Source organism: Methylobacterium sp. SD274 (assembly GCF_017355285.1).
Classification (GTDB): Bacteria; Pseudomonadota; Alphaproteobacteria; order Rhizobiales; family Beijerinckiaceae; genus Methylobacterium.
Genome location: NZ_JADIJP010000014.1, coordinates 1 through 11,608 on the forward strand (window position 1 = coordinate 1; position 11,608 = coordinate 11,608).

Here is an 11,608-nt window from a genome sequence, read left to right on the forward strand (position 1 = left end):
TTAAATGCAGGGCTTCGCAGGATATCGTGCATTCCATGCGCGGACTGCATGAGTGGTATTTGGCGTTTGGTATACCAGCTCGGCGGGCGGGCTGTCATACATGCTGCAACGCAAACGCATCGCTTCGAGGAACACCGATATGACCGCTCTCATTCTCACCGCCGTCGCTGTCGCCGCTGCCGCCAACATCTCCCTGGTGGCCTTCGTCGCCGATCGCCTGACCCCCACGAACAGCCCCTCCACCATCACGGCGGGCGAGCTCGTTCTCGTCAACGACAACGCTCCCGAAGCCCTGAAGCTCGCAGCCTAATCGACGTCTCGCAGCTTCAACGCCACCGCCATCGGCCCCGCCTTACCAGGCGGGGCTTTTTCACGTCGCGTACCGCCATAAACCCCTGTCCCATGGCGGTCGAAACGGGGGCCGCGTGGCGGTCGATCCGCCCGTCTCATCCGACGGGTTTCTGGGCCGGCGCTCCGCTCTCCCGCGCCAGCGAGGCGGCCTCGGCGAACCGGGCGCGGACCGCCTCGCTCATCCGGCCGAGGCCCAGCTGCGCGGCCATCCGCCCCTCGACGCCGGGTGCCGGATCGAGGTCGCGGGCGAGGCCGGCGAGTTCCTGGAGCGGGATGTCGGCGGGCGCTCGCCCATCCCCTTGAGCCGGCCGGAACCTCACCGGCCCGGCGGGTGCCACCCCCGGCCAGAGAACGATGCGCTCACCCTCGCTCGTATGGGGGCAGTGGGGATCGACGGCCCCTAAAGCGCGCTGGCGCAGGCGGGCCGTGATCCGGGCAAACCCGTGGGCGCGCAGCAAGCGCTCGGCGAGAATGTCAGCGAAAACAGGACCTTCGCGCAGGACCACCTCGCTCGCCATCGCCGCCAGCGTGGCCTCGTAACCCACCTCGTGGAACCGCGCGGCATTGGGAGAGAAGCCCGACAGGTCGGCGGGTTCATAGAGGCCGGGGGGCTCCACCTGCGGGATATCGGGAGTGTCCGGCTCGGTCGCGACCGGCTCCGGCTTCGCCCTGTCGGCGTCGAGATCGGCCCGCAACGCCGTGTCGAGCCGGTCGAGGGCGCCTTGCGGATCGTTCCACCAATCGGTGCTCCAGACCCGGTGGATGCGCCATCCGAGATCGGTGAGCACCCATTCGCGCAGACGGTCCCTGTCCCGCGCCGTCGCCGCCCGGTGATAGGTCGCCCCGTCGCATTCGACGCCCGCGAGGTAGCGCCCCGGAGCGTCGGGATGGACGATGCCGAGGTCGATTCGAAAGGCGGAAACCCCGACCTGAGGTACGATTGTCCAGCCTCGTGCGGCCAAAGCCGCCATCACCGCGCCCTCGAACGGCGATTCGATGTCTCTCCCCGTGGGAGCAGCCGCCGTTTCGAGAGCGCCGGCACCGTGTTCGGCGAAGGCGAGGAAGTGCTTGAAATCGCGCACTCCACGGGCGCTGCCACGGCCGAGATCCACCTGGTCGGCCCGCATCGACGCGAAGACAACGAGCTCCCGCCGGGCCCGGGTGATCGCCACGTTGAGGCGTCGGTGACCGCCCTCGCGGTTGAGCGAACTGATCTGTCCGGTGATCCGGCCCGTGGCATCCGGCCCTGCCGCCACCGAGAACAGGATCACGTCGCGCTCGTCGCCCTGCACGGTCTCGAGGTTCTTCACGAAGACCGGCTCTTTCCAGATCCGCCCGTCGAAGAACCGCTCTAGCTCCAGCCTTCCCCGCCTCTCGGCATCGAGCAGGTTCTCGATCAGGCGCTGCTGCTCGCCGTTGAAGGTGACGATGCCGAGCGAGCGCTCCTCCGCCGCGAAGGCGGGGTCCGAAAGGCGGGCGACCACCTCTGCCACCAGGGCGCGCGCTTCCGGCCGGTTCACCCGCGCCCCGCCGCGCTCGTAGAGCCCATCGGCCACGTACTGGAGCCGCACCGCCCGGTCCTCGGTGACGGGGGAGGGGAAGGTGACGAGCCCGCCGCGATAATAGTGGCGGTTCGAGAAGGCGATGAGGCTTTCGTGCCGGCTTCTGTAGTGCCAGGCGAGGCGCCTCTGCGGCAGGTGCGCGGCCAGACACTCGTCGAGGATGCTCTCCTGGTCGGCGACGTCGAGGCCGTCCGAGATCTCGTCGACGCCGCGATCGCCCACATTGGTGGGCGGCAATTGTTCGGGATCGCCGACGATCACCACCTGCCTGCCCCGCGCGATGGCACCGATGGCATCCCACGGCGCGATCTGCGAGGCCTCGTCGAAGATGACGATGTCGAACGGCTTCGCCTCGGCCGGCCAATATTGGGCGATGGAGAGCGGGCTCATCATCAGGCAGGGCGTCAGGCGGGTCAGCGCGTTCGGCATGCGCGCGAAGAGCTGGCGCAGGGGTATGTGCCGGGCGCGCTTGGTGATTTCCCGCGCCAGGGTGCCCCATTCGGGATCGGTGCCAAAGGCGTCGGCGAGCGGCACGCCGCCACCGATACGGGCACGCACCGCCGCCCCGGCGAGGCCGGAGAGCCGGGAATCGGCCTCGCCGAAGCCCCGGATCGCCTCTTCGTGGCGCTGGCCCATGAAGTCGCGCAGGCGGATGTCATCGGTCGCCGCGTGGTCGATCCACCAGCGCGCATAGGCGCCCTCGAAGGCCGGGAGGATGGCGTCGTCCTGCAGCGTTCCCACCTCGATCGCGGCGACGAGCGGGCCGAGCCCGGCCCTCGTCGCCTCGCTCACCGCCCTCTGCCAGCTCGCCCAGGCCTGCGCCTTGGGCAGCGCCTTCTGCCAGCGTTCCGCAACCGCGAGGGTGCCGGCCACCCAATCGCCCTCCGTCTCCACCGGGCGGTCGGGCTTGGCCCTGCCGGCCAGACGCCCGAGCGTCTCGATCGCCTTCACGGCGGCGCTTCTCCGCGTCGTGAAATCCTCTTTTGCCAAGGCCAGGCTGCCGCCAGGTTCGAGCCTGCGATCCTCTGTGTCGAGGAACGCGGCGAGCCTCGCGCGGACGATGTCCGGGCCTCCGACGAGCGGCGCCATGGAGGTGATGACCGGTGCGAGCCGCGTCGCCCAGGCCATCGGAGCGGTGAACAGGTCGGCGGGGGCCGCTGGATCCGACCAGGGATGCCCGAGTTCCACGGTGGCGCTCTCCAGAACTTCCGTCGGAGCGGGTCTTGTCGCCTGCAGGGCCTTGATCTCGGCGAGGGTGACGAGGTCTGGCCCGATATCCTCCGGTGCGCACCCTTGCGCGAAGGGGGCGAGGAGGTCGCGAACCCGGCCGAGGCGCCGCCCCCGCAGGAAGAAGTTCGAGGCTTTCGCTTCGCGCCAGTCGGCCAGCAGGCGGTCGAGGTCGTTGCCGAACACAGAGGAGGCGTAGGGGACGAAGAGCCGGGCGTTCAGCCGGGCGAGCTCGTCCTGTCGGATGCGACGCGCCTCGACGGCCTGACGCAAAGCCGCGCCTCCGGGGCCGAGGAAGCGCAGGCCCATCCGCGCCTCCGGCCGGAACAGGGCAATGGCGAGGGAGGACAGCGCGCGCAGGCCGTCATAGGTCTGGCCGAGGGGCGTCAGGCCCATCGCCTCGGCGAGACGCTGGCCGGATGTCGCAAAGTCCGGCAGGGTGCGGGCGAGTTCGGGAACAGCCTGCTCCATCTCGGCCCGCCACAGGGGCGACCATGCGATGGCGCCGATGCCCCGGAGGGGATGGTTCGCGATGTCCCCGACGATGGGGCGAAGGGCGGCAAGCTCACCGCACTGGGCGCGCAGGCTATCCCGGTGGCCGGGCGCTGAAATCGCGTCCTTCGGCCAGACGAGGCTGAGAACCTCCCGGTCGGCCTGCCGGTCGGCGATGACCCGCGCCATGGCCGTATGGGCGCTGAGGCCGTTCGCCCGTGTGGTGTGCAAGCTCTCAACCACGCCGTTCAGGCCCTCTCGGCGGCGCTGAAGATCGGTGGCCGCGTCCTCCCAGGGGACGTTCTCGCCGCCCCTCGCGGTCCAGGCCTCGCGTAGCTGCGCGATGACGTGCGTCTTCTGGGCCTTGGCCGCATGGACTTCGAGGCAGCAGGCGCCCAGCCCCACCGCGTCGAGGCGCCGGCGCACCACCTCCAGGGCGGCGCTCTTCTGCGAGACGAACAGCACCGTGCGCCCGAGCGCCAGGCACTGCGCGATCATGTTGGCGATGGTCTGGCTCTTGCCGGTGCCAGGGGGGCCGAAGAGCACGAAATCCTTGCCCGAGGCCGCCGCGAGGATCGCCGAGAGCTGAGAGGAATCGGCGAGCAGCGGCGTAAAGATGCCGGAAGGCGGATGCTCCGCGTCGAGACGTTCCGGCACGGGAAAGCCCATGCCGTCGCCGTAAGACTGTTTCGGCGTATCGAGGAGGTGGCGCACCACCGGGCTGCGCTTCAGGAGGTCCGTCCGCTCGCTCAGATCCTTCCACATCAGAAATTTGGTGAAAGAGAAGACCGAGAGCACCACCTCGGTCGTGACCTCGAACCCCTTCAGGTTGCGGATATGGGTGCGCACGATGCGCCAGACGGCCTCGACATCGATGCCGGATTCATCGCCCGGCAAGCCCTCGGCGAAATCCGGCATGTCGAGGTCGAAATCCTGGCGCAGCATCTCCAGTAGCGTCGGGTTGAGGCGCGCCTCCTCGTCGTGCCGGACGAGACGGAAGCCGGCGCGGACGCTCGCGCGGGTCAGGGCCGCCGGTACCAGCAGCAGCGGTGCCCGGGCAGGCGGCATGCCGTTGCCACGGGTCCAGGTGAGGAAGCCGAAGGCGAGGAAGAGCACGTTGGCCCCGCCCTCTTCGAAACTGCCGCGGGCGAGCCGGAACAGGTCGGTGAGGCGCGCCTCCACTTCCTCCGATCCGACATCGACGGTGATCTCGCCGCGTTCCTGCCCCGACCCGTCGATTGGCGCCTCGGGGGCGGGCCGAGCGACGAGGCGGAAGGCACGGCCCGTCGTGAGGGCATCCTCGAAAGCGCCCGGCTCGGGACAATCGAGGGTCAGCGAGCCCTTGCCCGGTTTGAAGTTGAGGAGCTTGTTGCGCAGGGTCAGATCGAGGAGCCGCAGCTTCCAGGCTTCCAGCCGGTCGCGGGGCTCGCGACGGGGCAGATCGAGGCGGGGAGCGGGGATATCCTCGACGAAGGATGGGGGCGCGCCGAGCGCCTGGACGAGCGCAGCCGCCATCTCCGGAGCCGGCGCCTGTGCGCCGGGCTCGCCTGTGTCGAGGGGAGAGATGCCGGATAGACGGGCTCGCCGCAGATCGAGGACCATCTCCATGGGGGACTCGGCATCCGCATCGATCAAGCGCGCGCCGGCCGCCACCGCATCCGCGAAACTCCCTGGCGGATCGGCGGTGAGTACGGTGGTCTCGATCAGGATCAGTTCCTGCAGGTCACGGCGTTTCCGCAGGGCCTGGGCGTCGTCGCCGACCCTTTCCGGCAGGGTCTCGTCCACGAGCCACAGCCCGAGCAGCGCGTGATCGCGGGTGAGAACCAGGAGCGGATGGAGCCCGGCCTGTTCACAGCAGGCGGCCCAGAGCAGGGTGAGGTCGAGGCAGGTGGCGAGCCGTCGCTCGACGATGGCTCCGGGCTCGCGGACCTTCTGTCCCGAGCGTTCGAAGCTCGCGGGCGGTAGGATGTAGGTAATCCGCAGGGCCGCCATCGCCGCGTGGATCGCCTCCGCCATCTCCCAGGCCCTGGCCTTCCTTCCGCTGCGATAGCCGTCGAAGGCGGTGCTCCGCCTTGCCCGCTCCAGGATCGCCGCAGCGGAGCGCAGGATGCCGTCCACGGCCGGGTCGTTGGGCCTGACGAAGGCCGCGAGCAGTTCGGGCGCCGCATCCGCGCCTCCCCAATGCGAGGGCGGCAGGAGCCGCAGGTCGAACTCCTCTCGGGCTAACTCGCTCTCCTCGCCCGAGCTCATTAGTGTCAGCGTCACCGTACAGGACCGGCTTTCCAGTAGTCCGGCCAGGATCGCTCCATCGATCCGCAGACCCGGTGCATCGATGCGCTGCACGCCCCCTGCGGTTATCCGCTGGATCGTCAGGGTGGTAGGTCGGAACAGCGGCGGCGTCGCGCTGATATGGAGGGTGACATCGGCGAGATCGGTATCACCGCCATTGGTCAGAGTGATGTCCCGGATGAGTGGAACCCCATTCTGCCAAAAGGCGACGCTGGCATGATCGACCACCGTGCAGGCGAGAGCACAACGCGTGCGGACCCTATCGGAAGCCTCGAGCGTATCGGTCATCGCGCCCGGTTCTCCGTCACCGCCAGCGTTCTACAAGCGCGCCGCGCGTGCTCGCAAGCGCCGCCTGCCCGTCGCTCGCGTGTCTGCAGGCTCGTCCAGGCATCGTACTTGGAATCATTCCACAACATAGCGATTGCCCGCGGAAGACGAGGCTTTGTATAGCGTTCGGTGTTCGGCGTTTCAGCAAAGATGCCGACTGTCGTGACGCCGAGGCCATCGGTTCTGCTGGCGCTGCGTTGCTGAGCCCATTTGTCATTCGCTCCTCGACCGGGAGCGCCCGCTTCCTCGCAAACCGGGGCCGACCGCCGATGACGGATATGACCAAGCCGAGTATACCGCCATCGCAGGGTCGCTACCGCCTGATAGTGGCCGGCCGGACCCTCCTTGCGATCTTCGGCGGTTATGCCCTGGCGGCCGTTGCCACGGCCTTCTTGTCCCTGACCTTGCCCCTCGACCGTTCGGAGGCCGTTGCCGCCGCCACCCTGGCGAGCTTCGCGATCATGGCGGGTGCGGTGATCTGGGTCTTCTCCGCCCGCACCCTCGCCCGTGCGGCGATAGGGCTGGCGCTTCCGGCTTTGTGCCTGGGCGCCGGTCTCTGGCTCGCCCTCGGCAACGCGGTGCAGCCTGCATGAAGCAGAGTTTTCGCCAATCGATGGCATGGCTGCACACCTGGGCGGGGCTCGTGACCGGCTGGGTGATGTTCGCCGTCTTCGTCACCGGCACTGCCACCTACTACAAGTCCGACATCTCTCTCTGGATGCGGCCCGAATTACGCGCGCAGGCGGAATACGACGTGGTTCGCGCGACCGAACTCGGAGTCGCGTATCTCAAGGTCCATGCCCCAAAGGCGATGGCTTGGTATGTGGGCGTGCCGCAGCCCGACAAGCCGTATATCGGCGCCTATTGGATGGTCACGCCGGACGGCGAGTTTGGAAAGGCTCTCCTCGATCCGGATACCGGCGCGCCGACAGAGGCCCGGGCGACACAGGGCGGTGACTTCTTCTACCGCTTCCATTTCGAATTGCAGATGCTCCCAGCAATCGGCCGCTGGATCGTCGGCATCTGCGCGATGGTCCTGCTCGTCGCCCTCATCAGCGGCATCGTCACCCATCGCCGGATCTTCGCCGATTTCTTCACCTTCCGGCGTTCGAAATCCGCCCAGCGCGGCTGGCTCGACGCGCACAACGTCACCGGTGTTCTGGCGCTGCCGTTCCACCTGATGATCACCTATACGGGCATCGTCTCGCTCGCGCTCATGTACATGCCGTGGGGAATGGTGAGCGCCTACAAGGGCGACGAGCTACGCTTCTACGTCGAGTCCGGTCAGATGCCGGCCTGGCGAGCCGCCGAGGGCAAGCCGGCCGAGCCGGCGCCGCTCGGTCCTCTCATCCGCCGCGCCCAGGCCGAGGTGAGCGAGCCGCTCGAGATGGTCTCGATCAACAATCCCGGTGATGCCAATGCCACCGTGGTGGCGGTGTTCGAGGAGCCCCATGGGCTCGCCCATCGCCATCCGCAGATCGCCTTCCACGCGGTGACCGGAGAGGTGGTCGAACGGACCGGGCCGCTGAAGCCGGCGGCGCATGCCTATACGAGCTTCGTCGGCCTGCACGAGGCGCATTTCGCCGGGCCGGCCCTGCGCATCCTGTTCTTCCTGTCGGGCCTAATGGGCTGTGCCGCCATCGCCACTGGCCTCGTCCTGTGGACCGTGGCGCGGGCGCCGAAGGCGGTCGTGCGGCCCACTCTCGGTTGGCGCATCGTCCATTCCCTCAATATCGGTACGATTCTCGGCCTTCCCATCGGCATGGCGGCGCTCTTCCTCGCCAACCGTCTGATTCCTGCAGGATGGGCCGCTCGTGAATCCTGGGAGGGTGGCGTGTTTTTCGCAGCCTGGTTCCTCGCCGCCCTGGTCTCCCACGCTCGCCCACATCGCCAGGCATGGGGCGAGATGAGCTATGCCGCCGCGCTGCTGTTCCTGGCCGTTCCTCTGGTCGATTGGGCACAGACGGGATGGCGCACAGAGTTCCTGGGCTTCAACGCCGCCATGGTGGCGCTCGCACTGATTTTCCTCTTCGGCGCGCGAAAGCTCGGGTGCCATGAGGGATCGCAGAGAGCGGCCCGTACCACCGGAGATTTCGCCCGCGTATGACGCCACTTGCCGTCTCCCTCACCTCCCTCTTGAGCTTCTCCGGCCTCGCCTGCCTCTGCCTGAGCATGGACCGGCATGGCCGGACCTTGTTCCACGGGCGCCCCTCCCGGCGGCGCGACACAGCGTTCCGTGTGGCGGGCTGGCTTTTCATCGCCCTGGCTTTCGCGGCCGCCGTCGTCACGGCGAACTGGAATTTCGGTCCGGTGCAATGGCTCGGCTCGCTCACCGGGGCCGCGCTCATCGTCGTGGCGCTGATGTCTTATCGTCCGGCCTGGATCCGTCCGGCAGCCATCGCCGCTCTTCCCCTCGCCATGGCCACCGCGTTCTTCGTCTGAACCGGGGCCGATTTTCCGAGCGTCCGGATAGGCCTATGTGAAGGGTTGCCCGACAGGCTTTCACGAGGAGTATCCATGGCGCTCGACCCCGCTCTCGCGGATCGCATCTCCGCCTCGGTCGAACAGGGATTTGCCGATCAGGTCGCCCATATCCAGGACCTCGTTCGGTTCGGGTCGGTGCGCGGCGCCGAGCACGCGATTCAGGACCATGTCTTCCGGTGCCTGGAGCAACGCGGCTATGCGATGGAGCGAATCCGCATGGATTCTACGGCCATCGCCGCGCATCCTGGCGGAGGCAGGATTACACCGGGACATTCGGATGCGCCTATCGTTGTCGGCATCCACCGGCCTCGTCACGAGACGGGACGCTCCCTGATTCTGCAGGCACATGTGGACGTGGTGCCACCGGGCCCACTCGACCTCTGGAGCCAGCCGCCCTTCGATCCGGTGATACGGGGCGACTGGATGTACGGCCGAGGTGCCGCCGACATGAAGGCCGGGCACGCGGCCAACCTGTTCGCGCTCGATGCGCTCAGGCGGATCGGCCTTCAGCCGGCGGCGACGGTCACGATCCAGTCCGTGGTCGAGGAGGAATCCACCGGCAATGGAGCTCTCATGGCACATCTGCACGGTTACCGCGCCGATGCCGTGCTGATCCCCGAGCCGGAGGACGAGAAGCTCGTGCGGGCCAATACCGGCGTGCTGTGGTTCACGGTCGAGGTGCAGGGCACGCCGGTCCATGTTCGCGAGATGGGTGCTGGCGCCAACGCCATCGATGCCACCTATCGGGTGATCGGTGCCTTGCGCGAACTCGAAGAGAAGTGGAATGGCCGCAAGGCAGGCCGCCGCCATTTCGAAGGCGAGGCCCATCCGATCAACCTCAATGTCGGCCGGATCGAGGGCGGAGACTGGGCGTCTTCCGTCCCAGCCTGGTGCCGGATCGATTGCCGTATCGCCATTTATCCCGGTGTGAAGGCGGCGGACGCGGCGGAAGAGATTGAATCTGCGGTGGCGACTTTCGCCCGATCCGATCCGTTCCTGGCAAAGTCGCCACCGGTGGTGGCTTTCAATGGTTTCTTCGCGGAAGGCTACGAGTTGGACGAAGGCTCGGATGCCGAGGCCGTACTCGCCGCCGCTCACAAGCGGGCCGTGGGCGTCGATCTTCAGAGCTTCATGTCACCGAGCTATCTCGATACCCGCGTCCACGCCCTCTACGACCGGATTCCGGCCCTCTGCTATGGGCCGATCAGCGAGAACATCCACGGTTCCGACGAGCGCGTGAGCCTCGCCTCGGTGAAGCGCATCACCAAAGCCATTGCGTTGTTCGTGGCCGAGTGGTGCGGGACCGAACCGCTCGAGCATGTGAGGTAGGCGTCGACATCGCGCTCATCGATCCCGCGCGTACCCGATTGTAAGCGCGCGGGCGTTATGTCGTGCTTACCGAATGCCGCCGCTGGCGGTGATCACCTCGCCGGTCAGCCAGCGGGCATCGTCTGAGGCGAGGAACGCGACCACCCCGGCGATGTCGTCCGGTTGGCCCGCCCTGCCTAGCGGCGTCTGCGCGATGAAGCCGGCCTCCATGTCGGAACCGACGACTCCGGCCGTATGGGTGCCTTCGGTCACTACGAAGCCGGGGCTGACCACATTGACCCGGATCTTGCGTGGCGCGAGCTCGTTGGCCAGTACGCCCGAGATAGCGTTCAATGCCCCCTTGGTTCCGGCATAAACCCCTGCGGCCGGTGTATGGACATGGGTGATGGCCGAAGAAATATTGACGATGCTTCCGTTCTCTCCAAGATGCTTCACTGCCGCTTGGGTCGTGAGCAATACGCCGAGCACATTCACGTCAAAGAGACGGCGATAATGCTCTTCGGTCACGTCCTCGATCGTCGCGAATTCGTAGATGCCGGAATTATTGACCAGCACGTCGAGGCGGCCGAACTGATTTACCGCCGCCTCGATCAGCACCTGTGCCTCTTCCGCTTTGGAGACATCGGCCTTCACCGCGATAGCTTTGCCTCCAGCTGACGTAATGGCCTCGACGACGGCGTCGGCACCCGCCCTACTCGAGGCGTAATTGACCACGATCGCGGCACCGTGCTGTGCGAGATTTTTGGCGATCGCGGCACCGATGCCCTTCGATGCGCCGGTCACTACGGCGACCTTTCCGTCAAGCTTCGACATATGTGCTATCCTTCGACGGGAACTGGTTCGGACTGGTTCGCCTCAGTTCCATAGTTCGGAAATTCGGAACTAATGGAGCGAAGGTCAAGCCCCAAATGGATGAAATATGAGGCCGCTGTTTCACCCGGCGATCGAGGACGTCCAGCCCCAGGCAATCCTGCACGCCTTGTCGGATCCCCGCCGGGCAGCGATCTTCGCCGCAATCGCAACGGCAGGCTGCGTTGAGGCCTGCTCGGCGCTGTCGGGCGTCGGGGAACGGACGATTCCGAAATCGTCGTTGTCCAGCCATTTCAAGGTACTGCGCGAAGCCGGCTTGATCCGGTGCGAGCGTCACGGCGTCGAGATGCGAAACCATTCGCGCTGCGCGGAGGTGAACGCACGTTTCCCTGGCTTACTCGCCGCGATCATGGTCGCTTATGCGTCGGGTGGAGAGCCCGGCGCCCATGGGGCAGATGCGTAGGCGCCAGTCAGAATGCTAGCTTCGCCTCGATGATCCATGACGGAACGTTCCTTCGACCGCCGTCTCATTCCGATGCGAGACGCCAATCCGCGCGATCGTGCGCCGACCCGGATTCATCCTATTCCCATCCGGATAAGTATCCGGTGGGATAAGTGCCGTTCGACGGGTTCCGGGCGATCTTGCGAGGCAGCGGCGCGAGATGACAGGCAGACACGCAGTCACACCCCTTGCCGGAACGCTCTACACCTTATATTGCGACGCGATAGCTCGATCC

General features: G+C 66.9%; 8 protein-coding genes. 6 read left to right on the forward strand and 2 right to left on the reverse strand.

Annotated features, from left to right (window positions below; genetic code table 11):
• Positions 1 to 139: 139 nt before the first annotated feature.
• Positions 140 to 310: a hypothetical protein gene (locus IPV08_RS13345; RefSeq protein WP_200919244.1), complete on the forward strand. Its 171-nt coding sequence runs from the start codon at positions 140 to 142 to the stop codon at positions 308 to 310.
• Positions 311 to 446: 136 nt separating this feature from the next.
• Here the strand turns inward: IPV08_RS13345 and IPV08_RS13350 are convergent, their stop codons facing one another.
• On the reverse strand, positions 447 to 6,209 hold the full coding sequence (locus IPV08_RS13350; protein ID WP_207412225.1) for a DUF3320 domain-containing protein: 5,763 nt from the start codon (positions 6,207 to 6,209) through the stop codon (positions 447 to 449).
• 308 nt (positions 6,210 to 6,517) lie between these two features.
• Between IPV08_RS13350 and IPV08_RS13355 the strand changes: the two genes are divergently transcribed.
• The 4 genes from IPV08_RS13355 (at position 6,518) to IPV08_RS13370 (ending at position 10,061) form a co-directional block, all read left to right on the forward strand.
• Positions 6,518 to 6,841 (forward strand): hypothetical protein, encoded by a 324-nt coding sequence (locus IPV08_RS13355; protein WP_056434500.1) that lies wholly within the window; start codon positions 6,518 to 6,520, stop codon positions 6,839 to 6,841.
• A complete protein-coding gene (locus IPV08_RS13360) occupies positions 6,838 to 8,355 on the forward strand; it encodes a PepSY-associated TM helix domain-containing protein (RefSeq protein WP_056434498.1) in 1,518 nt (505 codons plus the stop codon). Before IPV08_RS13355 ends, IPV08_RS13360 begins: the two co-directional genes overlap by 4 nt.
• Positions 8,352 to 8,690 carry a DUF3325 domain-containing protein gene (locus IPV08_RS13365; RefSeq protein ID WP_056434496.1) on the forward strand — a complete coding sequence of 113 codons (339 nt, stop codon included), beginning with the start codon at positions 8,352 to 8,354 and terminating at the stop codon, positions 8,688 to 8,690. Before IPV08_RS13360 ends, IPV08_RS13365 begins: the two co-directional genes overlap by 4 nt.
• 75 nt (positions 8,691 to 8,765) lie before the next feature.
• Positions 8,766 to 10,061 (forward strand): ArgE/DapE family deacylase, encoded by a 1,296-nt coding sequence (locus IPV08_RS13370; protein WP_056434494.1) that lies wholly within the window; start codon positions 8,766 to 8,768, stop codon positions 10,059 to 10,061.
• Positions 10,062 to 10,127: 66 nt separating this feature from the next.
• On the opposite strand, the gene IPV08_RS13375 is transcribed toward IPV08_RS13370, so the two are convergent.
• Positions 10,128 to 10,874, reverse strand: a complete 747-nt coding sequence (locus IPV08_RS13375; RefSeq protein WP_056434492.1) for a glucose 1-dehydrogenase — start codon at positions 10,872 to 10,874, stop codon at positions 10,128 to 10,130.
• Between the two features lie 106 nt (positions 10,875 to 10,980).
• Between IPV08_RS13375 and IPV08_RS13380 the strand changes: the two genes are divergently transcribed.
• Complete coding sequence (locus IPV08_RS13380; RefSeq protein ID WP_056434489.1) at positions 10,981 to 11,334, forward strand: helix-turn-helix domain-containing protein; 354 nt, start codon at positions 10,981 to 10,983, stop codon at positions 11,332 to 11,334.
• Positions 11,335 to 11,608: the final 274 nt, after the last annotated feature.